25 protein-coding genes and 1 riboswitch are annotated in these 25,897 nt (G+C 43.8%); of the genes, 6 read left to right on the top strand and 19 right to left on the bottom strand.

Annotated elements, in window-relative coordinates; genetic code table 11:
* Positions 1-447: 447 nt before the first annotated feature.
* Together ACIY14_RS08770 and ACIY14_RS08765 are read right to left on the bottom strand one after the other, a co-directional pair.
* Positions 448-1,707 (bottom strand): S41 family peptidase, encoded by a 1,260-nt coding sequence (locus tag ACIY14_RS08770; protein ID WP_409002298.1) that lies wholly within the window; start codon positions 1,705-1,707, stop codon positions 448-450.
* 79 nt (positions 1,708-1,786) lie between these two features.
* Positions 1,787-2,242, bottom strand: a complete 456-nt coding sequence (locus ACIY14_RS08765; RefSeq protein WP_409002295.1) for a GNAT family N-acetyltransferase — start codon at positions 2,240-2,242, stop codon at positions 1,787-1,789.
* A 69-nt stretch (positions 2,243-2,311) separates the two neighbouring features.
* Between ACIY14_RS08765 and ACIY14_RS08760 the strand changes: the two genes are divergently transcribed.
* Positions 2,312-2,971, top strand: a complete 660-nt coding sequence (locus tag ACIY14_RS08760; protein ID WP_409002294.1) for a prepilin peptidase — start codon at positions 2,312-2,314, stop codon at positions 2,969-2,971.
* On the opposite strand, the gene trpA is transcribed toward ACIY14_RS08760, so the two are convergent.
* The 14 genes from trpA to ACIY14_RS08690 all read right to left on the bottom strand — a co-directional run bounded on the left by trpA (position 2,943) and on the right by ACIY14_RS08690 (position 17,720).
* Positions 2,943-3,719, bottom strand: coding sequence for a tryptophan synthase subunit alpha (gene trpA / locus ACIY14_RS08755; protein ID WP_409002293.1), 777 nt, complete (start codon positions 3,717-3,719; stop codon positions 2,943-2,945). The genes ACIY14_RS08760 and trpA overlap by 29 nt on opposite strands.
* On the bottom strand, positions 3,712-4,935 hold the full coding sequence (gene trpB / locus ACIY14_RS08750; protein WP_409002292.1) for a tryptophan synthase subunit beta: 1,224 nt from the start codon (positions 4,933-4,935) through the stop codon (positions 3,712-3,714). Before trpB (ACIY14_RS08750) ends, trpA begins: the two co-directional genes overlap by 8 nt.
* Complete coding sequence (locus ACIY14_RS08745; protein ID WP_409002291.1) at positions 4,913-5,512, bottom strand: phosphoribosylanthranilate isomerase; 600 nt, start codon at positions 5,510-5,512, stop codon at positions 4,913-4,915. The genes trpB (ACIY14_RS08750) and ACIY14_RS08745 overlap by 23 nt, the downstream gene beginning before the upstream one ends.
* A complete protein-coding gene (trpC, locus tag ACIY14_RS08740) occupies positions 5,499-6,266 on the bottom strand; it encodes an indole-3-glycerol phosphate synthase TrpC (protein ID WP_409002290.1) in 768 nt (255 codons plus the stop codon). Before trpC ends, ACIY14_RS08745 begins: the two co-directional genes overlap by 14 nt.
* Positions 6,263-7,267: an anthranilate phosphoribosyltransferase gene (gene trpD, locus ACIY14_RS08735; protein ID WP_409002289.1), complete on the bottom strand. Its 1,005-nt coding sequence runs from the start codon at positions 7,265-7,267 to the stop codon at positions 6,263-6,265. The genes trpC and trpD overlap by 4 nt, the downstream gene beginning before the upstream one ends.
* Positions 7,268-7,277: 10 nt before the next feature.
* Positions 7,278-7,844 carry an aminodeoxychorismate/anthranilate synthase component II gene (locus tag ACIY14_RS08730; RefSeq protein ID WP_409002288.1) on the bottom strand — a complete coding sequence of 189 codons (567 nt, stop codon included), beginning with the start codon at positions 7,842-7,844 and terminating at the stop codon, positions 7,278-7,280.
* Positions 7,841-9,202: an anthranilate synthase component I gene (trpE, locus tag ACIY14_RS08725; protein ID WP_409002287.1), complete on the bottom strand. Its 1,362-nt coding sequence runs from the start codon at positions 9,200-9,202 to the stop codon at positions 7,841-7,843. The genes ACIY14_RS08730 and trpE overlap by 4 nt, the downstream gene beginning before the upstream one ends.
* A 293-nt stretch (positions 9,203-9,495) precedes the next feature.
* The gene (trpB, locus tag ACIY14_RS08720; protein WP_295588507.1) at positions 9,496-10,674 is read right to left on the bottom strand and encodes a tryptophan synthase subunit beta; all 1,179 of its coding nucleotides are present in this window, start codon (positions 10,672-10,674) and stop codon (positions 9,496-9,498) included.
* Positions 10,675-11,005: 331 nt separating this feature from the next.
* Positions 11,006-12,235 carry a DegT/DnrJ/EryC1/StrS family aminotransferase gene (locus tag ACIY14_RS08715; protein WP_409002286.1) on the bottom strand — a complete coding sequence of 410 codons (1,230 nt, stop codon included), beginning with the start codon at positions 12,233-12,235 and terminating at the stop codon, positions 11,006-11,008.
* Positions 12,236-12,277: 42 nt separating this feature from the next.
* The gene (locus tag ACIY14_RS08710; RefSeq protein ID WP_409002285.1) at positions 12,278-12,970 is read right to left on the bottom strand and encodes a sugar transferase; all 693 of its coding nucleotides are present in this window, start codon (positions 12,968-12,970) and stop codon (positions 12,278-12,280) included.
* A 130-nt stretch (positions 12,971-13,100) separates the two neighbouring features.
* A complete protein-coding gene (locus ACIY14_RS08705; protein ID WP_409002284.1) occupies positions 13,101-14,843 on the bottom strand; it encodes an ABC transporter ATP-binding protein in 1,743 nt (580 codons plus the stop codon).
* On the bottom strand, positions 14,833-16,578 hold the full coding sequence (locus tag ACIY14_RS08700) for an ABC transporter ATP-binding protein (protein ID WP_409002283.1): 1,746 nt from the start codon (positions 16,576-16,578) through the stop codon (positions 14,833-14,835). The genes ACIY14_RS08705 and ACIY14_RS08700 overlap by 11 nt, the downstream gene beginning before the upstream one ends.
* A 54-nt stretch (positions 16,579-16,632) precedes the next feature.
* Complete coding sequence (locus tag ACIY14_RS08695) at positions 16,633-17,268, bottom strand: DUF421 domain-containing protein (protein WP_409002282.1); 636 nt, start codon at positions 17,266-17,268, stop codon at positions 16,633-16,635.
* On the bottom strand, positions 17,265-17,720 hold the full coding sequence (locus ACIY14_RS08690) for a DUF3290 family protein (protein ID WP_409002281.1): 456 nt from the start codon (positions 17,718-17,720) through the stop codon (positions 17,265-17,267). Before ACIY14_RS08690 ends, ACIY14_RS08695 begins: the two co-directional genes overlap by 4 nt.
* 134 nt (positions 17,721-17,854) lie before the next feature.
* Here ACIY14_RS08690 and ACIY14_RS08685 point away from each other — a divergent pair, with 134 nt between their 5' ends.
* The 4 genes from ACIY14_RS08685 (at position 17,855) to ACIY14_RS08670 (ending at position 21,510) form a co-directional block, all read left to right on the top strand.
* Positions 17,855-18,682 (top strand): exodeoxyribonuclease III, encoded by an 828-nt coding sequence (locus ACIY14_RS08685; protein ID WP_409002280.1) that lies wholly within the window; start codon positions 17,855-17,857, stop codon positions 18,680-18,682.
* An 11-nt stretch (positions 18,683-18,693) separates the two neighbouring features.
* Positions 18,694-19,080 carry a bleomycin resistance protein gene (locus ACIY14_RS08680; protein ID WP_409002279.1) on the top strand — a complete coding sequence of 129 codons (387 nt, stop codon included), beginning with the start codon at positions 18,694-18,696 and terminating at the stop codon, positions 19,078-19,080.
* A gap of 132 nt (positions 19,081-19,212) precedes the next feature.
* Positions 19,213-19,308, top strand: a riboswitch (purine riboswitch).
* A 358-nt stretch (positions 19,309-19,666) separates the two neighbouring features.
* On the top strand, positions 19,667-20,248 hold the full coding sequence (locus ACIY14_RS08675; protein WP_409002278.1) for a xanthine phosphoribosyltransferase: 582 nt from the start codon (positions 19,667-19,669) through the stop codon (positions 20,246-20,248).
* The gene (locus tag ACIY14_RS08670; RefSeq protein WP_409002277.1) at positions 20,248-21,510 is read left to right on the top strand and encodes a nucleobase:cation symporter-2 family protein; all 1,263 of its coding nucleotides are present in this window, start codon (positions 20,248-20,250) and stop codon (positions 21,508-21,510) included. Before ACIY14_RS08675 ends, ACIY14_RS08670 begins: the two co-directional genes overlap by 1 nt.
* A 32-nt stretch (positions 21,511-21,542) precedes the next feature.
* Here ACIY14_RS08670 and ACIY14_RS08665 read toward each other — a convergent pair whose 3' ends face one another.
* The 3 genes from ACIY14_RS08665 to ACIY14_RS08655 all read right to left on the bottom strand — a co-directional run bounded on the left by ACIY14_RS08665 (position 21,543) and on the right by ACIY14_RS08655 (position 24,695).
* Entirely contained in the window at positions 21,543-21,947 is a 405-nt protein-coding gene (locus ACIY14_RS08665) for a PaaI family thioesterase (RefSeq protein WP_409002276.1), read from the bottom strand.
* A 69-nt stretch (positions 21,948-22,016) separates the two neighbouring features.
* Complete coding sequence (locus tag ACIY14_RS08660; protein ID WP_409002275.1) at positions 22,017-23,498, bottom strand: UDP-glucose--hexose-1-phosphate uridylyltransferase; 1,482 nt, start codon at positions 23,496-23,498, stop codon at positions 22,017-22,019.
* A gap of 18 nt (positions 23,499-23,516) precedes the next feature.
* A complete protein-coding gene (locus ACIY14_RS08655) occupies positions 23,517-24,695 on the bottom strand; it encodes a galactokinase (protein ID WP_409002274.1) in 1,179 nt (392 codons plus the stop codon).
* A gap of 164 nt (positions 24,696-24,859) precedes the next feature.
* Between ACIY14_RS08655 and galR the strand changes: the two genes are divergently transcribed.
* Positions 24,860-25,864, top strand: a complete 1,005-nt coding sequence (galR, locus tag ACIY14_RS08650) for a DNA-binding transcriptional regulator GalR (RefSeq protein WP_409002273.1) — start codon at positions 24,860-24,862, stop codon at positions 25,862-25,864.
* The last annotated feature ends 33 nt before the right edge of the window (positions 25,865-25,897 follow it).

The following is a 25,897-nucleotide window of genomic DNA, read 5'->3' as shown; positions in this document are numbered from 1 at the left end:
AAAGGACTTAGTCCTGTGCAATACAGAACTAAATCCTTCACTTAAATTATTTGTCTAACTTTTTGGGGTCAGTACAAATCTGTATGGTTTTTTGCCCCACTTTTGCCCCATTTTAAAAAAATTATATTTAACAACGTTTCAGATATCTTCTAAAATTCACTTATATTTCAACATTTTTGATTACTCTCAATATAAAAAGTTCTTACAAATTCATGCAGGGGGCATCTAAATCAACAGGAAAAGCCTTGATAACCAAGGCTTTTTTGTATCCTCCCTACTTTTATTCCATCAACGGATGCTCAAGCAACGGATGCTCAAGATATATTTTATGTGTAAAAAAATTCTTTTACCCCTCAGTGATACAATCATTTTACTCAATTACAAACAGATCAAAAGCAAAAGACTTAGCTCTATTTCATACAGAACTAAGTCTTTTATTTAAACAATCTAATATTTCCACTTCATCTCAATCAACTCCAGACATTTATCTAGATCTACATCTCGTTCAAAATGTGCAGGAGTCCAAGGGACTTCTATATCAGGAAGAACACCTTTGTCCGTCATCCCTTTGCCTTTATCTATAGCCAACCAGCGAGAAGTTGGGAACATCAAAAAGTAATCATCATAATCCACCTTGCAACAATTTGAGTAGTCTAAAATACCAAGCGTTGGACGGCCGATAACTGTCACTTTCTTAAAATCCTTCATCATCTTGACAAAATTATCTCCTGATGATGCACAATAAATATCCGACAAAACAAAAATCTGCTCTGGATAGTGACTACCCTTAACACCTGGAAAAAGCTCGTCCTGATCATCCTGATACCGAACATATCCTTTCCCTCGATTTTGGAGTAAATTATTACGAAAATCTTCAAGCAGTTTCACCGTATCAGGACTGATATTTTCTTGTTGCAGCCATGTTTCAAAGTCTTTTAAGCGTCGATCGACATTTCCTTCTGTATAGAGAATTTCCATTCCATCATCCTGTAAATCCAGAGTGTCATGGCCTTTCCCTTCCTCCAAGCCAAGATGTAAGAGCGGAAAATACAAAGAATCCGTGCCCCCATTGTTGTAACGGACATCTATAATAAGAGTTTCTGTCTCAGCAATCTTCTGCAAACACTCTTGGTATAAACGGTTAATCGCTTCTTCATCCATAAAATTATCTAAGCGTATATAGAGGATATCTGACTCCAACTCTTTCCAAAAAATCTGAGCTTTTTGAGCTTGCTGGCTAGCACGAACTGTAATAGACATCTCCTGCCCATCTCGCAAGACGGTCACTTGCTCTGCCATCAGTAGCAAATCTGCCCATTCTCGGTATCGTCTTTCTGGAGTCAGACTAATAAAGTAATTTGGGTGTTGCAAAGCTACTTGCTCCAAACTCATCCCGTCCAGACTGAGGATTCGATCCCCCACTTGGAGATCTGTATCTTGGTTTGCTTCCTCAACAAACATTTCCTGCTCATTTATCCTCAAAAGAAAACCTTTCGGACCTGATTTTTTATCATGGAAAGAAATATGCCCAATAATCCCAAAACTAGCAAGATAAGTCCTGACTTGATAAAGAAATTCTTGCTCAGTCATATCATCTGTAATCTTTTCTAGAAAAGGCTGAGGGTTGCACCCTTTGCGATCTTTTACTGTAGATGAATCATGTGTCATAATCCAAACAATGTCTTTAAAAATATCTGTTTTTTTCATACGATCCATTCCTTCTACCTTTAAAATAGTATAGCCTTCTTCATAGCGAAAAAGGAGTTTTTACTACAAAGTCAATCTGCTATCTCCCCTTTTTCATGATGTATTTTCGTATAGGTGTTTCAACCATTTGAACGATTTCAAATCCTGCTTTTTGGTAAAGATTGTAAGCTGTTTGATTTGCCTCGTAGACATTTAGAGAAATAGTATCTATGTCTTCATTTTCAAAGACCAAACTAACAAATTTCCTTAAAGCCTGGCTACCTAAGCCCTGCCCCTGTTTCTGGGGGTTGATAAAAAATCTCCCGATATGAAGATTCCTGTCTTCTAGCCTGATTTTCTGGATAAGCCCCACAAACTCTTGTCCATCAAAGATTGAAAAGATTCCTTCCAAATCTTGCAAGACTTGACTTGTCAAGGGAAAAGGAATCATTGTTCCCATCCATTGTTCTTGAAAGGATTTGCCAAGGGAGTTAGACCATTGGCATACGAGTTGAGCGTTTTCTGTGCTCACATTTTCTTCAAAACGAATTGTCATATTTTCCTCACCATCTTATCTGTGTTTCTCCATTATACTACTTCTTCCATTTTTTACGAATAGATAAGTATGATTGATCTTTATTATTTTCTTGTCGGGAGCATTCTCGCTTCCTTTCTCGGTTTGGTCATTGACCGTTTTCCAGAGCAATCCATTATTCGACCATCTAGTCACTGCGATTCCTGTCAGACTCGTTTGTGTCCCTTAGATTTGATTCCTATTATCTCTCAAGTGGTTGGTCGCTTTCGCTGTCGCTACTGCAAGGTTCGCTATCCATTCTGGTATGCACTTTTTGAATTGGGCTTGGGGTTACTCTTTCTAGCTTGGGCTTGGGGTTGGCTTTCCTTGGGTCAAGTCATCCTCATCACTGCTGGCTTAACCTTGGGTATCTATGACTTTCGCCATCAGGAGTATCCCTTACTGGTCTGGATGACTTTCCACCTAATCCTCATGGTTTTCTGTGGTTGGAATCCGATTATGGTCTTCTTTCTTACTCTTGGAATCATGGCCCATTTTATCGATATCCGCATGGGCGCAGGGGATTTTCTCTTTCTGGCTTCTTGCGCTCTTGTTTTTAATCTTACCGAAATGCTGATTTTAATTCAGTTTGCTTCTGCGACAGGGATTTTAGCCTTTCTTTCGCAAAAGAAAAAGGAAAAACTTCCTTTTGTGCCTTTCCTCTTACTTGCTACTTGTTTGATTATTTTTGGTAAGCTACTGCTTGTTTGATAAAGTCCTCAATCGGCTCTCCTTGATGGAGGGCTTTTACAATTTTCGAACCGACGATAACGCCATCTGACACCGCATTGAAACGTTCTACATCGGCTTGACTAGATACACCAAAACCTGTCAAGACTGGGATGTCAGCTACTTGATGCAATTGCGCCAGGTGCTTGTCCAAGTCTGCACGGTAATTTCCTGACTTACCTGTCACCCCATTGATAGCAACAGCGTAGACGAAGCCTTCTGCCCCTTTAATCAATTCTTTCTGACGCTCAATTCCTGTCGTCAAACTAACTAGGGGAATCAAGGCCATGTCTGTGTCTGCTAAAAAGGGCTCCACAAAGTTGGCATGTTCATGAGGCAGGTCTGGAATAATCAAACCCTTAACCGCTGTATCTGCCAAATCTTTGACAAAGTTCTCCACACCGTACTGAAAGAGAGGGTTAAAGTAGGTCATGATAACAAGTGGCACCTCTGTTTGAATGGTTTTCAAGATTTCAACCAAAGCCTGGGTAGAAGTACCATGAGCTAGACTGCGCAAGCCGGCTTCTTCGATAACAGGTCCATCTGCAACTGGGTCTGAAAAGGGAATGCCCACTTCAATAGCAGAGACACCCAAATCTTCTAAAAAGTGGATCGTTTCACCGAGACCATCCAAACCTTTCTCGTGGTCTCCAGCCATGATATAGGAAACGAAAATTCCCTTTCCAGCTTCTTTTATAGCCTTTAATTTTTCTGTTAGTGTCTTAGGCATGAGCTTCTCCCTTCTTTACTGCGTCTGCTTCCAAGCGGTCTTTGACTTGAACCACATCCTTATCCCCACGACCTGATAGACAGACGATTATGGATTTGTCTGCACCCAGTTCTTTGGCCAATTTCACCGCAAAGGCGATAGCATGGCTAGATTCCAAGGCTGGGATAATCCCTTCCACACGAGACAAGAGTTGGAATCCTTCCAAGGCTTCTTCGTCTGTCACAGGAACATAGCTGGCACGTTTGATATCGTGGTAGTGAGAATGTTCTGGGCCGATACCAGGATAGTCCAAACCTGCTGAGATAGAGAAGGCTTCAAGAATTTGACCATGGGCATCTTGGAGCACATCCATGAGGGAACCGTGAAGAACACCTGGACGACCCTTGGTCAAGGTAGCTGCGTGGTGCTCTGTATCCACACCAAGTCCAGCCGCTTCAGCTCCATACATGGCTACAGACTCATCTTCCACAAATGGATGGAAGAGACCGATGGCATTTGAACCACCACCAACACAGGCTACTAGGGCATCTGGCAGATCTTGTCCTGTCAAATCGCGGTACTGTTGTTTAGCCTCTCGACCGATAACACTTTGGAAGTCACGAACGATTTCTGGGAAAGGATGAGGCCCCAAGGCAGAACCTAGGATATAGTGGGTATCATCGATATTAGCCACCCATGAACGAAGGGCTGCATTGACCGCATCTTTTAGCACACGCGAACCATCTGTTACAGCCTCGACCTTGGCTCCTAAAAGCTCCATACGGAACACATTGAGGGCTTGGCGTTTAACATCCTCTTCACCCATATAGATGGTACATTCCATGTTAAAGAGGGCTGCAGCAGTTGCAGTTGCCACACCGTGCTGACCAGCACCTGTTTCTGCGATAATTTTCTTTTTACTCATGCGTTTAGCCAGAAGAACTTGTCCCAAGGCATTGTTAATCTTGTGGGCACCTGTATGATTAAGGTCTTCCCGTTTGAGATAAATCTTGGCTCCACCGATATGTTGGGTCAAATTTTTTGCGTAGTAAAGGGGAGTTTCACGTCCCACGTACTGGCGCAAGAGTTGGTTTAATTCCTCTTGGAAACTTGGGTCTGCCTGACTTTCACGATAGGCCTCTTCTAATTCCAATACTGCTGTCATCAATGTTTCTGGGACAAAACGTCCACCGAATTTCCCGTAAAACCCATCTTTATTTGGTTCTTGATATACCATGCTTTACCCTCTCTATAAATCTTCTAATCTTTTCATGATCTTTTTGTCCATCTGTCTCCACTCCGCTTGATACATCTACTGCATAGGGAGTAAAGTGTTGAATTGCTTTTACTACATTGTCTTCCTTAAGGCCACCTGCGATAAAGAAGGGCTGAGCTAGTCCTGTCGTATCCAATCGTCCCCAGTCAAAGGTCTGACCACTCCCTGCCACAGGGGCATCAAAGAGTAGATAGTCTGCCTGAGAATTGGGTACATGCCCCTCTCCATCCACTTGCACAGCCTGAATGCTAGCACAAGGCAAATCCTCAAACAAATCATCTGCTACCTGACCATGAACTTGAATCAAGTCCAAACCAACTTTGTCAATCGCTTCCAGCAGTTGAGCTCGACTTGGCGAAACAAATACACCGACCTTTTTTACGTCTGAAGAAATGAGCTTTGCCAACTCAGCAGCCTGATCCAAGGTCACCTGTCTTTTACTAGGTGCAAAGACAAAACCGATGTAGTCTGCTCCTGCTGATACAGCTATCTCCACCGCTTCCTTGGTCGATAATCCGCAAATTTTAACCTTTGTCAATCTGCAACTCCTTGATTCTCTGGGCTACATCTTCTGCCTGCATGAGAGCTGTCCCTACTAAAATTCCATTAAAGTATGGTGCTACTCGTTCCGCATCCTGGCCTGTGAAAATTGCCGATTCAGAAATGTAATAGGGGCCTTCCTTAAAGTGCTGGGCTAAGTCCACACTTGTTTGCAAATCGACCTCAAAGGTGGTCAAATTGCGGTTATTAACTCCGATAATCTGAGCACCAAGTCTGTGGGCTACTTCTAGTTCAGCTAGATTGTGGGTTTCCACCAAGACTTCCAGACCAAGCTCTGTCGCGTAGTCGTAAAGTTCCTTGAGACGTTCTTCTGACAAGGCAGCCACAATGAGCAAGATGACTGTCGCACCTGCATTGCGAGCACGGATGATTTGCTTTTCATCGATGATAAAGTCCTTGTTGAGCATCGGAATCTGTACCTGACTGGAAATCTCCCGCAGATAATCCAGGTGCCCTTTAAAGAAAACCTCATCTGTCAAAACCGAAATCATTACTGCGCCATTCGCTTCATAAGTCTGGGCCTGTTGCACAATATCCACATCGAGATTGATATCTCCCAGACTAGGGCTAGCCTTCTTGACTTCAGCGATTACCTGTAAACGGTCTTGATGTTGTTTTAAATAGTCAGCTAAGCGATAGGTCTGGCGCAAGGGCTGTACTTCCTCCAGCTCCATCTGCTCGACTTCATGCGCCTTCTGCTCTAAAATTTGTGCTAAAAATTCCTGACTCATTTTTGGTACTCCTGTAACAGTCTGAGTTTTTCAAGTGCCTTGCCACTAGCAATCACTTGACGGGCCAAGGCAACTCCTTCCTTGATGTTATCAACCTTACCATTAGCATAGAAACCAAGACTAGCATTTAAAACTGTAGTTTCCAAGAATGGGCTTGGTTGGTTTTTGAGAACGCTGAGCAAAATTTCTGCATTTTCCTGAGCGTTTCCTCCTCGAATGTCTTCGATAGCGTAGCGTTCCATCCCCAAATCCTCTGGGGTAAAGCTTGATAAGGTGATTTCGCTATTTTCAAGAAGAGCGATGTTAGTTGTTCCATTCAAGCCGGCTTCATCCAGTCCTTCTGGCCCAGCAACCACGATGGCACGTTTGCGCCCCATATTTTTCAAAACCTGAGCTGTACTTTCTAGAAGTTCTGGGCGACTAATACCAAGAAGCTGTGTTTCCAAGGCCATTGGGTGAATCAAGGGACCAGTCAAGTTCATGATAGTTGGAATCCCCAATTCCAAACGAGCTGGCATGATGTATTTCATGGCTGGGTGCATATTTTTGGCAAAGAGAAAGACGATTCCAGTTTTATCAAAGACCTTACCTAGTTCAGCTGGTTTGAGGTCTAGGTTGATACCCAAGGCTTGAAGGACATCTGCAGAACCAGATTTAGAAGAAATCGAGCGGTTACCGTGTTTGGCCATATGAACACCGCCACCAGCCAAGACAAAGGCTGACGTCGTAGAGATGTTAAAACTGAAGGACTTGTCCCCACCTGTACCACAGTTGTCCATAGCATCATGAATTTCAGTTGGAATGTGTTGGGCATGTCCTCTCATGACTTGAGCAATGGCCGTACGTTCTTCAGGTGTTTCCCCCTTCATCTTAAGTGCCAAGAGGAGAGAAGCAATCTGTGCTTCAGTTACACGCCCAGTTACGATACGCTCAATGACATCCGTCATTTCCACACCTGATAAATTTTCAAATTTTGCTAATTTCTCAATAATCTCTTTCATCCTAGTTTCCTCACTTTACAACCTTCTCGATAAAATTCCGAATAGAAGACAAGCCATCTGGCGTTCCGATACTTTCTGGATGGTACTGGAAGCCATAAATCGGCAGGCTTTTGTGTTGAATTCCCATAATAGCTTGGTCATCAGTCGAACGAGCTGTCACTTCAAAACCTTCTGGCATTTCTTCAATCAAAATACTGTGATAACGCATGACTGAACGACTATCCTCAATACCTTGATAGAGAACAGATGGCGCTTCAAAGCTGATATGGCTCTGTTTTCCATGCATGACTTTGGGAGCCAAACCTAGTTTACCGCCAAAGACTTCTGCGATAGCTTGGTGACCCAAACAAATCCCTAGAATCGGCTTCTTACCTGCAAAGTCACGAATCATGTCTTCCATCTTTCCAGCATCAACCGGCCAACCAGGACCGGGAGAAAAGACCAGACCATCTGCTTTTTCAGCTTCTTCATACAGCTTGGGATCATCATTTCTCAAGACCTGCACTTCTGTAAAATTCCCAATGTACTGCGCCAAGTTATAGGTAAAAGAATCATAGTTGTCAATCAATAAAATCATGGTCTTAGTTCTCCAATTCTAGTCATAGATTTAGCCTTGTTAATGGTTTCTTGGTATTCGTTTTGGGCAATAGAGTCATAGACAATCCCTGCCCCAGCCTGCACATAGGCTGTTTGATCTTTAAGAATCATGGTTCGGATGGCGATAGCGAAATCCATATCACCCGTCGCAGACAAGTAGCCGATTGCTCCTGCGTATACGCTTCGTTTTTCCGTCTCCAGTTCATAGATGCGTCTCATGGCCCGAATCTTTGGTGCTCCTGAAACTGTTCCAGCTGGAAGTGTTGCTTTCAAGGCATCCATGGCAGTGAGTTCGGGAAGCAAACGCCCTTTCACAACACTGGTCAAATGCATGACGTAGCGGAAGAGCTCCACTTCCATATACTTGGTAACTTGGACACTGGTCGTTTCAGAGATGCGGCCAATATCGTTACGACCCAAGTCTACTAACATCCGATGTTCTGCTGTTTCCTTCTCATCAGAAAGCAGGTCTGTCGCCAAAGCCTTGTCTTCTTCATCCGTTGCTCCTCTTGGTCGTGTACCAGCAATCGGATTGGTTGTCACGATGCCATTTTTGACAGAAACCAAACTTTCAGGACTGGCACCGATGATTTGATAATCCCCAAAGTCATAGAAATAGAGGTAATTGGATGGATTGGTCACGCGGAGATTTCTGTAGAAGTCAAATGGATTTCCAGTAACTTCTGCTGAGAAACGCTGGCTGAGCACGCACTGGAACATATCACCATTACGAATCAAGCCACGAGTGGTTTCTACCATTTGCTCAAACTTCTGAGGAGCGATATAGGGTTTGAAGTCCAGCGGAGATAGATCCAGGTCTTCAAATTCATTTGGAGCAGGAATGCGTAATTCCTCAAGCACTCGGTTCAAAGCTTTTTCCAAGTCTTCTTGACTGCGCTCGCTATAGAGAGCATCCTCGATAACATGGATTTTTTCTTTCTTGTGGTCAAAGACCATATAGCTCTCAAAGACAAAGAAATGCATGTCTGGCGTCCCAATCGTATCTTGAGGGATTTGTCCAATTTCTTCATATAGAGAAATCATATCGTAACCAATAAAACCAATAGCTCCCCCACCAAAAGGGAGGTCTGAATGGTGCTGGCTCTTATGAGTCACTTCATAAAGGAAATCCAAGGGATCAAGGTCAATCACTTGTCCATTTTGATAAAGAACTCCATTTTCAAACTGAATCTCAAAAACTGGATTATAGGCTAGGATAGAAAAACGAGCGGTTTCCTTGTCTCTCGGAATACTCTCTAAAATAACCTTGTGTTGCCCCTTTAGGCGCATATAAGCCAAGATTGGTGATAAGACATTTCCATGAATGATCCGTTCCATTGTAATTTTCCTTTCAGTTCTAATTCTAGTCCGTGGCGATTGTATGAAAAATCCCCACGCAAAATAACTTGCGTGAGGACGAAATTCGCGGTGCCACCTCAATTATAGGATTTCTCCTATCTCTCATTCCTGTCTCAGAACCTTCCTGTAACAGGCTGTGCGATAAAGGGCACTCCCTTGAGAATTATGTTTTCTTCTCTCGTTTCAGATGGACCCAACCTTACAGCTTTCTCTGCTTGTTTCCAGCAACCACAAGCTCTCTGGGAAAGAAAAGACTGTAATTTTTCCATCTCTTATTTTTTAGCTTCTAGGTAGTCTGCAATAGCAGCTACGTCCTTGTCTCCACGACCTGAGACATTGATAATGATAATCTCTTCTTTACTTAGTTTCGGTGCACGTTTAACTGCTTCTGCGATAGCGTGTGAACTTTCAATCGCTGGGATAATTCCTTCTGTCTTGCTGAGAAGGAGCAGGGCTTGAACAGCTTCTTCGTCTGTTGCTGCTACATATTCCACGCGACCCGAGTCTTTGAAGTAGGCGTGTTCTGGGCCAACCCCTGGATAGTCCAAACCAGCTGAGATAGAGTAAACTGGCGCCAGCTCTCCATCTTCCTTAAAGACTGCATAAGTCTTCATACCATCGACAATTCCGACACTACCTTTTGTCATAGTGGCTGCGTGCTTGTCTGTGTCAAGTCCGTGACCGGCAGCTTCGACCCCAACCAATTTGACTTCTTCATCAGCCACATACTGCGAAAAAGCACCGATGGCATTTGAACCACCACCTACACAGGCAATGACGTAGTCTGGTAAACGGCCTTCTTTTTCCAAAATTTGACGGCGAGATTCTTCACTGATGACTTTTTGGAACTCGTGGACAATTGTAGGATATGGGTGAGGTCCCACAGCAGATCCCAAAACATAGAAGGCTTCCAAATCATTCATCCATGCTCCAAAGGCTGCATCAACCGCATCTTTGAGGGTACGAGTCCCTGTTTCAACTGCATGAACAGTTGCTCCCATCATCTCCATACGGAAGACATTGAGACGTTGACGTTCCACATCCTCTGCTCCCATGTAGACATCACAGGCCATACCAAACTTGGCTGCAGCCGCTGCTGTCGCAACACCGTGTTGACCAGCTCCTGTTTCCGCAATAACACGTTTTTTGCCCATACGTTTAGCAAGAAGAATTTGTCCTAAAACGTTGTTGAGCTTGTGAGAACCAAGGTGGTTCAGGTCTTCGCGCTTGAGATAAATCTTAGCCCCACCCAGGTGATCTGTCAAACTTTCCGCAAAATAAAGCGGTGTTTCACGACCTGAATAATCCTTCAAGTAATGGCGAAATTCTGCCAAAAATTCTGGATCATCCTTGTATTTGTCAAATGTCACTTCCAACTCATCCAACAAAGCCTGAATCGGCTCCGGTACAAAACTACCACCAAATTGTCCAAAATAACCTTTAGTTGTCATAAATTTTTCCTCTTTCAGTATTGATTTAAAGATATGAAAAAAGCCCACACACAGAAAACAATCTGTGTGAGGGCATTGGTAACGCGGTGCCACCTCAATTATAAAGGGACTATTCCCCTTTACATCTCTGCCTTGTCTAACAACAAGTTGCACTGTAAGGTGTGCGCACCGAATTTTCATTGTTTCAAATTCATTTTTAAAATCAGCCCACTTTCACTACTTCCAACCACCTGTTCACAATCACCACAGGCTCCCTGAAGATCGAATATAGTTACTTTTCTGATTTATTGAGAATATTATATGTTATTGTTCTATCTTTGTCAAGATTTTTTTATGATTTTTTTCCTGAACCGAGTATTTCTTCGGAAATTCTCACCAAAGTCTGAACGATATAATCAACCTCATCATCACTTAATTTTGTATGAAGAGGGAGCGTAATTTCATTTTCAAAGAAGGCATAGGCTCTTGGATAATCTGCCATATCAAAACCAAGATTCTTATAGGCTGTCAAGAGAGGAAGCGGTTTGTAGTGTACATTACTTGCAATTCCTGCTTTGGCCAATTCTTGGATAATACGATTACGCTCTTCTAGGCTAGCACCTTCTACATGGGTGATGTAGAGGTGACGACAAGATTCGACAGTATCAGTCTTGTGTGCCAGTGGGTGAATACGAGTACCCGCAAAGCCACGATCATAGCGATCCACGATATCCTTACGACGTTGTAGCAAACCAGGGTAACGATCCAATTGTACCAAACCTATCGAAGCCATGATATCCGTCATGTTGCACTTATAGGCTGGTGTTACGATATCGTACTCCCATGAACCCAATTGCATCTTAGCAAGAGCATCCTTAGTCTGACCATGAAGGGAAAGGATTTGGAATTCCTTGTACATTTCTTCGTCGTCAATCGCTGGATTGGCCTTCCAAGTCGCACTTCCTCCCTCTGCCGTTGTAAAGTTTTTAACGGCATGGAATGAGAAGGAAGTAAAGTCAGCGATAGAGCCAGCAGGGTGTCCTTTATAAGTTGATCCCAAAGCATGGGCACTATCAGAGACAAGCACAATACGGTTAAAGACCTTTTGCCACTTACTTGAAGCAGTAAAGAGATCGCGTTTCTTCTCCACAATTTGGAACAAACGGTCATAGTTACAAACAATCCCTGCAAGGTCTACTGGGATAATGACCTTAGTTTTCTCAGTGATAGCTTGCTCAAGAAGGTCATAGTCCATCTCAAACGTATCTGCTTGGATATCCACCATGACAGGGGTTGCTCCTACGTGAGTGATGACACTACATGAAGCTGTATAAGTCATAGCTGGAACGATGACTTCATCACCAGGTCCCACTTCCAAAACACGCAAAATCAACTCAAGAGCGGCTGTCGCAGAGTTGAGGCAGACAGTCTTAGGCGTCTGTGTGTATTGGGACAAGCGACGCTCCAGTTCTTTTGTCTTAGGACCTGTTGTGATCCAACCAGAACGTAGGGTATCGGCTACTTCAGCAATTTCAGCTTCGGTAATATCAGGTGGTGAAAATGGAATATTGTAATTTGGCATTGATTTGCTCCTTTTATCTGTACTCATTTTCTCATGACTACTTTATTTTAGTACCTCAAACACGGTTTGAAACATGATTTTGATGTCTCCAAGGAAACTAAATTCTCGGAGATAGGCGAGATTATAGCGCATCTTTTCAGGGAGGACATGTTCGACATAGGCCTGATCAACTGACAAACCTTTCTCCGTCATTTGACTGATGATGGTGTCCTCATTCTTGTAGTTGATACTAGCTGGAGAGGTGATTCCGGCTGGCAAGAGCAAGGTCGCCATCATTTCAGGGCTATACTGCTCGGTGTAACGTGGCACCTCAGGTCTTGTGCCTACAAAGGACATCTCGCCTTTAAGGACATTGACCAGCTGAGGCAGTTCGTCCAAGCGCACACGGCGAATGAAATTTCCCACTTTGGTAATGCGACTATCATTAGCTGAAGTCACCAGACTTCCTTTTTTATCCGCATCCGTTACCATGGTACGGAACTTCCAAATCTTGAATGGACGATTGTACTGGGTCACGCGCTCTTGCTTGTAAATGACAGGTCCCTTGCTATCCAACTTGATCCAAATGCTCAAGATGAGAAAGATTGGGGAAGTCAAAATCAGTAAAACCAAGGCCAGAAGCCAGTCCAGACAACGCTTGAAAATCAGCGAACCTTTCCTTTTAGAGACAAGCTGGTAGTAAGACTCAACCTCGCTTGATTGCATTTCCACGGGCAAGTCTTCCCATTTCAGCATGCTGTTTCTCCTTTGTTTTTATTATACTATTTGTCAACATTTTTCATTATACCACAAAATGGAAAAGGCGGTGCAAGAAATCTGCGATTTGAAGAATTTCCTTCTTATACTCAATGAAAATCAAAGAGTATTAGGACATAGCTCCTGCCTGCAAGCTATACATCTTGTGATAGGTTCCCTCCAAGGCCAAGAGTTCCTCATGGGTTCCACTCTCAATGATGCGCCCCTTATCCAAGACATAAATGCAGTTGGCGTCTTGAATGGTAGAAAGGCGATGAGCGATGGCAATGGTCGTCCGACCCTGTCTCATCTTAGCTAGGGAATCTTGAACCAAACTTTCTGTTTCAGAGTCAATATTGGCTGTCGCTTCATCCAAAATCAAGATTTTAGGCTGACTGGCGACTGTTCTGGCAAAGGCAAGAAGCTGACGCTGTCCAGTAGAAAAGCTCGAACCACGCTCAGACACAGGTGCATCATAACCCTGCGGAAGATCCTGAATAAAGGAATCTGCATCAACAAAGGCAGCCGCAGCCTGTACCTCTTCATCACTAAGATCTTGGTACATGGCGATGTTGGACTTGATAGTCCCGTGATATAGGAAGGGATCCTGCAAGACTAGACCGATGTTTTTTCTCAGCTCTTCCTGACTGTAGTCCCTGATATCCACATCATCCAAGATAACTCGCCCTGACTGAAATTCATAAAAACGCATGAGGACATTGATAATCGAAGATTTCCCCGAACCTGTATGACCTACGAAGGCAATGGTTTCACCTTTGTTAACTGAAAAGGAAACATCATCCAGAATCTGGTGTTTTCCATCATATGAGAAGCACACATGTTCAAAACGAATATTGCCTTCTTTGACTTTAGTCTGCCCATCTTCTTGAAGAGGCTCATAGGTCCTGTCATCAATCAAGGCAAAAACACGGCCTGCAGAAACCATAGAAGTTTGAAGGGTTGAAAAGTTTTGCGTCACCTCAATCAAGGGATCAAAGAGCCGATTGATATACTGGATAAAGGCATACATGGTTCCGGCTGTTATTCCCAGATAAAGCCCACGGTAGCCAAAATAGGCCATCAAGACAGCATAACCTAGAAGTTTCAGCAAACTCATGGCAGGTCTCAAAAAGAGGGCATCCAAGGCTACAGAACGGTTGGCATAGACCAAATGTTCTTGATTGATTTCATCAAATTCTGCCTGCAGACGCTTCTCTTGATTAAAAGCCTGGATAATCCTAATTCCCTCGATATTCTCTGCTAGCTTACTATTGATATCCGACAAGAGACTTCTAGTTTTTTCGATGATTTTGACTGACTTTTTCCGATAGAGATTGACCAAAAGGACAATCAAAGGAAGAAAGAGCAAGACCAAAGCTGTCAAACGAAAATCCAACACCAACATGGTATAAAGGGTTGTTAGAAAGATAAAAACTGCTGAGATAAAACTGGATAAAATCCCTGAAAACATATCACTGATGGTCTCGGTATCATTTGTCAAACGAGAGACGATCGAACCAGCTGGCGTCTTGTCAAAATAAGACATGCCGAGTTTCTCCATATTGGCAAAGGCATCGCGACGAATATCTTTGACAATACTGTAGGACACCCGCGCAAAGAGAAGATTGCCAACATACTGAACCAGAGTTTGCAGGATATAAAGACCGTAGTAGGCCAGCAAAACGGTCACGGCAAGTTGGTTGAGATTGCTGAGGTACTGGTCGATAAAGTGGGAAGCAACGAGGGGAATCACGCTTTTAATGACCGTAGTAGCTAGAAGAAAGGTCAGGGCTAAAAAGGTCAGAAGACCATAGGGTTTAAGATAGGACAGTAGGCGCTTTAACACAGCCCATTGTTCTTGTTTATTCTGCATCTTCTTCTCCTTTCATTTCCAACTGCTGAGACTGGTAGGTTTGGGCATACCAGCCATCAAGGGCTAGCAAGTCATCGTGCCTGCCCCGTTCGATAATTTGACCATTTTGCAGAACCAAGATTAGATCTGCATGGACGACTGCACTGAGGCGATGAGCCGTAATAATGGTTGTCTTGTCCTTTCGCGTCTCCTTGAGGTTGTCGATAATCGCATACTCTGTCTTGGCATCCACAGCTGACAAGGAATCATCTAGAATCAAGATATCAGGGTCTAAAATCATAGCCCGACTCATGGCCAGACGTTGCTTTTGACCACCTGAGAGACTGACTCCTTTTTCACCGATCAACGTATCAAATCCCTGAGGCATGGCTACAATGTCTTGGTAAACTTGAGCTAGCTTAGTCGCTTCCTCGACCGTTGAAAGGGGCAAATTAGGATTGCCAAAGCGGATATTGTCTAAAATAGAAGTCGCAAAGAGAAACTGGTCTTGAGGGACATAGCCCATAAGACTGCGAAGGTCTGTCAGACGATAATCGCGAATATCGTGACCATTTAGGTAAATGGCTCCCTTGTCAACATCATACTCACGCAAGAGCAGTTTGATTAGAGATGTTTTTCCAGAGCCTGTTTGCCCAACCAAACCCAGCGTTTGCCCTTTTTCCAGACTAAAGTGAATATCCCTTAGTGTCTCCTCCTCTTCAAAGGCAAAGCTGTCAATGGCGTACTCCAAGCGCCCATTTTCAATACCGTCCAGAGGAAACTCAGGGTCCTGTACAGGTGATTCCTGAGACAAGAGTTCCTCAATCCGCTGATAAGAAACCTTTCCTCGCTGAGTGATGTTAAAGAGGAAGCCGATAGCCATAAGAGGCCAAACCAGCATATCCAAGTAGCCGATAAAGGTGACCAGATTCCCAACCGTAATCTGCCCCTCCTGAACCATCAAAGAGCCGACCAAGAGGGTTAAGACATAGGAAGAACCAACAAACAAGAGAACCATGGGATCAAAGAGGCTATCGTATTTCATGGTTTGCAGGTTCTTTTGGAAGGTCAATTCATTAACTGCCTGAAAAGACTCCAGCTCGTCCGCCTGATAACCGAATGACTTAGTCACTTTGATACCTGATACGGACTCCTGCACCTTGTTATTGAGTTCAGAAAAGGCCGCTTGGGATTCGCCGAAAGCCCTATGAGTCTTTCTCCCTAGACGACTGGTCGCATAAGCCATGAAAGGCAGGGGAAGAATAGCAACCAGAGTCATCTGCCAAGAAATACTAAAGAGCATGGTCAACAAAGTCACCAGTGCCGTGATAGAGGCATCCACTGCTGACATGACGCCGCCACCTGCGAGACGCGTCAAGGCATTGATATCATTGGTTGCGTGTGCCATCAGATCCCCTGTTCGATAGGTCTGATAAAAGGCTGGCGACATTTTTGTGAAATGCTCAAACAAGCGAGACCGCATAATCTGCCCCAGACGGTAGGAAGTCCCAAGGATATACATGCGCCAAACATAGCGCAGATAGTACATCCCCAAAGCTGCAAAAAGCAGATAAAGGAGGTTCAAAAGTAGGTCCTGCTGACTTAATTGTCCCGAAGTGATGGCATCAATGACTCGCCCCATAACCATGGGAGGGATGAGGTTGAGGACGGAAACCAAGACTAAGGCCACAATTCCGACTAGATAACGACGTTTTTCGAGTTTGAAAAACCACCAGAGTTTTTGAATAATGGACATAAAATCCCTTTCTGATTGCAAATGGAAACCTGAGGCAGAGACCTCAGGTTTTTCTTATTCATAGGTGACGACTGTGACGGCACCCTTGTCATACTCAGCGATAAAGATATTGGCAACATTGTCATGACCTTGTTTGCCGAGGTTATCAAGTAGCCATTCCTCACTACGGCCTATTGATTCCAAAACTTCTACTTGGACGACGCCATCTGTGACAACAGGATACTTAGGATTTTCATCACCCATTTGGACTACGATGAGTTGGCCGTTTTGCTCCTGAACAGCGCGTTTGACTTGTTTCATCTGGAAAATGCCTTGGCTACGTAGCTTAAGAGCTACGTCCGCTGCTGATAAACCAACCGAACGGCAGGCTTCTGGATCAATCTTCCCATTTTTGATGAGCAGGGTTGGCTTCCCATCAATCAAGCGTTTCACAAAGTGAACATTGTTGTTAAGCCATTTGAGAGTCAAGACCAGAATGGTCCACATAATCAGGATAACTGCATACTGAAGGATACTGATGGAGCTATTGTAAATCACCCCACCGATGATCCCCCCGAGTACATAGTTCTGAATTTGATCTATCGCTGAGTTAGGCGCTAGGTTGCCCTTTCCTGTCACATTAATCACGAAAACCAGAGAAAAGAGACCCAAGGCTAGTTTGATTAAAATTTCGATATAATTAAGTGTCATTTGTTCACCTCCACCAGTTCAATTGCATCTGTTTTATACAATTCCACTTTCTCTAGCAGGTACTTGTCTGGCTCACTTCCGTTCAAGGCACGATAATAGCGATCACCTACCTTGATAAGTGCACCATCAGTGTTTGTGGAAGTATTGACATAGATCTCTGACTTGTCAACTCCCAATTCTTTGGAAACAAGCTCGATGAAATGAAGTGAAGCTTGAAATTTATTGTTAGAAACTTGATTGTTTTGATAAGTCGTGATGCTGACCAAAAGGAGAGCTAATAAGGTCAAAGCTGAAATCATGACCAACTCACGAAATTTGGTCCCCTTTTTATCATGGTAAGCCTTAAAAGCAAAAAATCCTGTCACAGCTAATAAAACAATCCCAAAGCCAATCATGATCCCATTTTGCTGACTGATTTGGCTCAGTACATAGTCATATGAGTAGAATTTCATTTATTTTCATTCCCTTTTCATAAAATCATTCTTCATTATAAACGAAAGAAGCTGATTTTTCAAACCATACGTTGGGGAAATAGACCTTTTTTTGGTATAATATAGACTATAATCTGAATGAAAAAGGTAACTTTATGAAACTCATCTCATGGAATATTGATTCCCTCAATGCAGCCCTAACTAGCGACTCTGCTCGCGCCAAACTGTCACAGGAAGTCTTACAAACTTTGATATCTGAAAATGCTGATATTATCGCTATCCAGGAAACCAAGCTTTCTGCCAAGGGCCCAACAAAGAAACACTTAGAAATTTTAGAAGAACTCTTTCCAGGGTATGAAAATACTTGGCGCTCTTCCCAAGAACCTGCCCGCAAAGGATATGCCGGAACCATGTTCCTTTATAAGGAAGAACTGACTCCTACTATCAGCTTCCCAGAGATTGGTGCCCCGTCTACCATGGACTTGGAGGGTCGCATCATCACCTTGGAATTTGATACATTTTTCGTGACCCAAGTATACACTCCAAACGCTGGAGACGGTCTCAAACGCTTGGAAGAACGACAAGTCTGGGATGTCAGATACGCTGAGTATTTGGCTCAACTAGACAAAGAAAAACCAGTCCTTGCAACTGGAGACTACAACGTAGCTCACAAGGAAATTGACCTTGCAAATCCTGCTAGCAACCGCCGTTCACCTGGATTTACAGACGAGGAACGTGCTGGTTTTACCAACCTTTTGGCAACTGGATTTACCGACACCTTCCGCCATATTCACGGCGATGTCCCCGAGCGTTATACCTGGTGGGCGCAACGCAGCAAGACTTCTAAAATCAACAATGCAGGCTGGAGAATCGACTACTGGCTGACTAGCAACCGCGTGGCTGACAAGGTGACCAAGTCTGATATGATTGACTCTGGTGCGCGCCAAGACCACACACCCATTGTCATAGAGATTGAGCTCTAAGGAGAAAGCTAATGGACTATCAAGCTGTCATTCCTGAATTTGTAGTATCTGACCTCGAAAAGTCACGCCACTTCTACTGCGACTTGCTGGGATTTTCTGTCGAATACGAGCGTCCAGAGGAGAAATTTCTCTTCCTCTCGCTTGAATACTGCCAACTTATGCTAGAAGAAGGTAGCACAGAAGAATTAGCCCAACTAACCTATCCTTTCGGGCGCGGTGTCAATATTTCCTTTGGCATTGAAGATGTCCCTCAGCTCCACCAAAAACTGCTGGAAGCTGACTATCCTATCCATCGTCCGCTGACCAAGAGAACATTTCGTGTTGGGGATCATTACATCTATCCTCACGAATTTGCAGCCTTGGATCCCGATGGCTATTTTTTAAGATTTAGCGAATAGAAGAATAAAAGGCTACAATACTTTCTAGCGTTGCAGCCTTTTATTCGTTCGCTTTTTTTATTCAAATCCTAACAAAACATTTGATTTCTAAAGCTATTTAGTGTAAAATAATGACATTAACGCTATTGCGTTTGATAATAGTACCATTTCACTTGTTTATGTCGTGAATTGGCACGACGTTTCTACAAGGTGCCGGAACACCTAACAATGAGTAAGTCTGTTGAAGGTATGGTTTTTGCCATACCTATTTTGGGGACTTACTTTGAGATTAAGTAGGTCCTTTTTTAGTATTTTGCTAAGGCTAGCCTTCAAGGTAGAATATAATATTTTTAATATTTCCCTTATTTAGTGCGGACGGGAGCAACTTCCTCCGGAATTTCATCCCTAATTTTTGAGCCCAAAGTCTCAAAAATCCCGTCATAGACAATAAAAAAATTATTGTCTATGATACCACTACAGCGGGAAATATCTGGTAAAACTCGCTTCGCTCACACTAGTATTATACATATACATTACTAGCAAACTAAATCACTATAGAAACATTTAAACAAGCAAATGAAGCATCTTTTAGACTTTAGGAGGTTTTATGAAATTATTAGAAGAGCGCATCCTTCAGGATGGGCATATCTTGGGTGACAACATCCTCAAGGTAGATTCCTTTTTAACCCACCAAGTTGACTTCAGCTTGATGCGGGAAATCGGTAAGGTATTTGCGGATAAATTCGCTTCTGCTGGCATTACTAAGGTCGTAACCATTGAAGCGTCAGGCATTGCCCCAGCCGTTTTTACTGCCGAAGCCTTGAATGTTCCCATGATTTTCGCCAAGAAAGCTAAAAACATCACCATGAACGAAGGCATCTTAACCGCCCAAGTCTACTCCTTTACCAAGCAGGTGACCAGCACTGTTTCCATCGCTGGAAAATTCCTCTCACCAGAGGACAAGGTCTTGATTATCGATGATTTCCTTGCTAATGGCCAAGCTGCCAAAGGCTTGATTCAAATCATCGAACAAGCTGGAGCAAAAGTTGAAGCGATAGGTATCGTGATTGAAAAATCTTTCCAAGATGGTCGTGATTTGCTTGAAAAAGCAGGCTACCCTGTCCTATCACTGGCTCGCTTGGATCGTTTCGAAAATGGTCAGGTCGTTTTTAAGGAGGCAGATCTCTAATGCAAAAACAAGAAAAACATTCGCAAGCAGCCGTTCTTGGCTTGCAGCACTTACTAGCCATGTACTCAGGTTCTATCCTGGTTCCTATCATGATTGCGACAGCTCTTGGCTATTCAGCTGAGCAATTGACCTACCTGATCTCCACAGATATCTTCATGTGTGGGGTGGCCACCTTCCTTCAACTCCAACTCAACAAATACTTCGGAATTGGACTACCAGTCGTTCTCGGAGTTGCCTTCCAATCCGTCGCTCCTTTAATTATGATTGGGCAAAGCCACGGTAGCGGAGCTATGTTTGGTGCCCTTATCGTTTCAGGGATTTATGTGATTCTGATTTCAGGCATCTTCTCAAAAGTGGCCAATCTCTTCCCCTCTATCGTGACGGGCTCTGTCATTACCACGATTGGATTGACCTTGATTCCGGTTGCTATTGGAAATATGGGGAATAACGTTCCAGAGCCAACTGGTCAAAGTCTCTTGCTTGCTGCTATCACTGTTCTGATCATCCTCTTGATCAACATCTTTACCAAAGGATTTATCAAGTCTATTTCCATTTTGATTGGTCTGGTTGTCGGAACCGCCATTGCTGCTACTATGGGCTTGGTTGATTTCTCCCCTGTTGCGGCGGCACCACTTGTCCATGTTCCTACTCCCCTCTACTTTGGGATGCCAACTTTTGAAATCTCTTCTATTATCATGATGTGTATCATTGCAACGGTGTCTATGGTTGAATCCACTGGTGTTTACCTGGCCTTGTCTGATATTACCAATGACCCAATCGACAGCACGCGCCTGCGCAACGGTTATCGTGCTGAAGGTTTAGCTGTCCTTCTCGGAGGAATCTTTAACACCTTCCCTTACACAGGATTTTCACAAAACGTTGGTTTGGTTAAATTATCAGGTATCAAGACTCGCCTGCCAATCTACTACGCAGCTGGTTTCCTAGTCCTCCTTGGACTCCTACCTAAGTTTGGCGCGCTCGCTCAAATCATTCCGAGCCCTGTTCTTGGAGGCGCCATGCTGGTGATGTTTGGATTTGTTTCCCTTCAAGGGATGCAAATCCTCGCTCGCGTTGATTTTGCTAACAATGAACACAACTTCCTTATCGCAGCTGTCTCAATCGCTGCAGGTGTCGGACTCAATAACAGTAATCTCTTTGTCAGCATGCCAACAGCCTTCCAAATGTTCTTCTCAAACGGAATCGTCGTAGCCAGCCTACTGGCCATTGTCCTCAATGCCGTGTTAAATCGGAAAAAGAAATAAGAAAAAGAGGCTCACACCTCTTTTTTGTTTCTCTATATCCTTACCTGTCTTTTTTCAGACCGCTGACCTGTGACAAACATGGTAAAGGTTGCTTTGCAGACATTTCTGCCCTCTTGATTGGTGATATCCACATCTACGACACAGGTTGTGCGACCTTGATGAACACATTCTCCTTTAATGGTCAGTACATCATCTAGTTTTCCTGCTTTGAGGTAGTTGATAGAGGACTGAAGCGTCACTCCATCTAGCCCCAGCGAGATAACCACCAAACCACTAATCTGATCACAAAGGGTAAAGAGATAGCCACCATGGGCATTGCCATAGTAGTTGAGCGACGAGTCCACTACTTTGGTCGTCACCTCAACGTGACCATCTCTCATTTGTTCAATTTCGTAATTTTCAAAAGCTGATATAGCGTCAAAATGAAAATCTTTCATCGTTTCCTCCTGATATTTCAAACGACCCTATGATACTACTTTTTATAGGACTGTGCAAGGAGAAAGCTCCTAATCTGGCAAAATTCCGACCTGTTCCACAAAGCGCATAAAGGCTGCCTGTCCCTGTTCCGTTTGCTTGTAGACTCCGGCATCCTCAAGTACACGCGCAAAGATAGCACCCACAGAGCCCTTTACGATTTCAAGGGCTTTTTCTTTATCTTTTAGGTCTGGATTTTGGGCTTCGAGTTGATCTGCCCATTCCTGATGATAAGCGGCAACTGAGATATCTTCTCCGACAAGGTAGGCTGCTACTTGCTCCACTTCTGCCTTCAAACGAGGTGGCAAGATAGCCAAGCCCATGACCTCAATCAAGCCGATATTTTCCTTCTTGATATGTTGGACATCCTTGTGAGGATGATAGATGCCATCAGGATGTTCTGCAGAAGTCTGATTATCCCGCAAGACCAAGTCCAACTCAAATTGTCCATCTCGTTTACGAGCAATGGGTGTTATGGTGTGATGCGGTATCCCGTCTGTCTCTGCCAAGATCTGCACTTCAGAGTCTGAATACTGGCGCCATTCCTGCAAAATCTTGTCAGCCAAGTTGATCAAATCCTCTTTGGAATCCGAAGTCAAACGTAGCACTGACATAGGCCACTTGACAATTCCAGCCTTAACCTGCTCAAATCCAGCAAATCGGAAGGCCTTTTGCAGAGGAGCCAATTCCATAGGGAAAACATGTCGCCCCCCCTGATAGTGGTCATGGGTTAGAATAGAACCACCGACGATTGGTAAATCCGCATTTGAACCCGCAAAATAACCTGGAAACTGCTCTACGATAGCGAGCAGACGCTCAAAGCTCTGCCGACTAATGGCCATGGGACGATGCTGACCATCTAAAAAAATACAGTGCTCATTAAAGTAAGCATAGGGCGAATACTGGAAGCCCCATTCTTGACCCGCCATTTCAAAACGGATAATACGGTGATTGCTGCGAGCTGGATGATTGGCCCGACCATGGTAGCCTTCATTCTCTAGACAGAGTTGACACTGTGGATAATTGCTAGCTTGCACCAACTTAGCTGCCGCAATCTCTTTGGGATCCTTCTCAGGCTTAGAGAGATTGATGGTAATTTCAAGTTCTCCATAATCAGATGGTACACGATAAGCGATATTTTTAGAAATGGCCTTGAGTTTGATGTAGTCATTTTTCTGACTGAGTTGGTAAAAATCCTCTATCGCTTGCTCAGGAGAGTGGGTATAGGTTTCCCAGAAATCACGATTGACCTGACTTGGACAAGGGGTCACCAAGTCCATCAGTTCAGTACCGAGGATTTCACGCGCAGTCTGACTATCTTCAATCGTCTCTAAACGAACCGCTTCCTCGACCAGCTGGTCCTTGAGGTCAATCAATTTATCCAGATCAGTCTCAACTTCCAAAACACCTTCGCCCACTCGTGCCAAAATACGATTGGTCAGGTAGATTCGATCCATTTCCTCAAATGAACTTTCAGAAATGATATGTGTTACAAATTTATCTACTAAGGTCACTATAGAGCCTCCTTTTGACTAATCAAGGACGCGAGTGCCACCTGCAACTTCAGCGATATAGAAGCTTGGAGCATATCCAACTACTTCTTCGTAGTGTTTGCCTACAGCTTCTTTAAAGGCCTCAACAGTGTCTTTTTGCACCAAGGCAATGGCACATCCGCCAAAACCTGCCCCTGTCATACGAGCACCAAGAACACCTTCTTGAGCCCAAGCTGTGTGGACAAGAGTATCCAATTCCAAACCAGTTACTTCGTAGTCATGCTCCAGAGAAACGTGTGACGCATTCATCAAACGACCAAATGTTTCCAAATCTCCTGTTTGAAGGGCTGCTTGAGCCTTAAGGGTACGTTGGTTTTCAAGAACAGCATGACGAGCACGTTTCAAACGATTTTCATCTTTAATCAGATAGCTGTATTGGTCAAAGGCCCACTCGTCCAATTCACCCAAGGTCTGAATATCTAAGGCAGCTTGCAATTCTTCCACTGCTTTTTCACACTCAGCACGGCGTTCATTATATTTAGAATCCGCCAATTCACGGCGTTTATTGGTGTTCATGATAACGACGACATTGTCCTTCAAATCGAGTGGTACCAAGTCGTACTCCAAAGTATTAGTATCTAGATAAATAGCACGTTGGTCTGCCCCCATACCGATAGCAAACTGGTCCATGATACCAGAGTTGACTCCGATAAAGTTGTTTTCTGTTTGTTTCCCGATTTTAACCAAATCTAAACGGTCTAGTTTTAGGTCAAAGAGATGCTCTGCCACGACCCCTGTCAAGAGTTCTAATGATGCTGATGAAGACAAGCCTGCGCCATTTGGGATATTCCCAAAAACATAAAAATCAAAACCTTTATCAATGACATGGCCTGCTTCTTGCAAGAAATGAAGAACACCTTTTGGATAGTTGGCCCAGTTGTGCTCTTTTTCAAATTTGAGGTCCGCAAGAGGCACTTCGATGATGCCCTTGTCCTCAAAGTTGGCTGAGTAGAAACGCAAAACTTGGTCGTCACGCTTGCGAGCCGCCCCATAAGTTCCCAAGGAAATCGCAGCAGGAAAAACGTGACCGCCATTGTAATCCGTGTGTTCACCAATCAAATTGATACGCCCTGGTGAAAAGAAGGTTTGGTCTGCTTCTTGACCAAAAACAGCAAGAAAATCTTTACGAAGGGCTTCAGCAGTAAGATGTTGTGTCATATGAATTCTCCTTTTACTGTCCGTTAAGTCACCTTAACGTGTAATCGTTTTCTTCTATTGTATCCAAGGGATTTCCCAAGGTCAATCCTTTTTACTAAAGTTTTACTAAACAATCGGTAAAAAGAAGAAAAATATGATATACTAACCTAAAAGGAGGAGGATTTATGGCTACCTTAAAAGACATCGCACAGCTAGCCTCTGTCTCTATTGCGACCGTATCTCGTGTCCTCAATCGCGACCAGAGCCTATCTGTCACAGAAGAAACCAGACACCGTATATTAACCGTTGCTGAAGAGCTGGGCTACACCAAGCATCTCAAGACAGGCGAATCCCACAAACCCAAGCAAAAGATTGCCATTATCCAATGGGTCAGCGAACAAGGGGAGTTGGACGACCTCTACTACTACCAGATTCGTCTCGGTATTGAAAAAAGAGCCCAAGAGTTGGACTATGACATCTTGCGCTATTTTAATGACCATCCCTTTACACTGAGCGAGGAAGTGATTGGCATTCTCTGCATCGGAAAATTTAGCCGTGCTCAGATTTCTGCCTTTGAAGAATACCAAAAACCTTTAGTCTTTATAGACAGCGATACCCTCTCATTAGGTCATACCTGTATTATCACTGACTTTTACACTGCTGTGAAACAAGTTGTAGACCATTTCCTCAGCCAAGGTATGAACCGTATTGGGATTCTCACAGGCCTTGAGGAAACAACCGACCAGGAAGAAATTATCCAAGATAAGCGGCTAGAAAATTTCAAAAACATTACCCAAGCAAAAGGAATCTACAATGGAGAACTGGTCTTTCAGGGGAGCTTTACTGCCCAGTCTGGCTATGACTTGATGAAGGAGGCCATTCACAAATTGGGAGAACAACTCCCACCAGCCTTTTTCGCAGCCAGCGATAGTTTAGCTATCGGTGCCCTCCGTGCCCTCCAAGAAGCTGGAATCAGCCTACCCGACCGCGTCAGCCTCATTTCTTTTAACGACACTAGCCTGACCAAGCAGGTCTATCCTCCCCTTTCTAGCATTACCGTCTATACCGAAGAAATGGGCCGAGCAGGTATGGATATTCTTAACAAGGAAGTTCTCCATGGTCGGAAAATTCCTAGCCTAACCATGCTGGGAACCAGACTGACTTTGAGAGAAAGTACAAGGAATGAATAGGATAACAAAACGACCTCTAGCGAGGTCGTTTTT

Origin of the sequence: Streptococcus sp. ST16, assembly GCF_046098135.1 — a bacterium.
Classification (GTDB): domain Bacteria; phylum Bacillota; class Bacilli; order Lactobacillales; family Streptococcaceae; genus Streptococcus.
The sequence above is the reverse complement of the archived record's forward strand: the minus strand, read 5'-3'. Positions and strand labels throughout refer to the sequence as shown.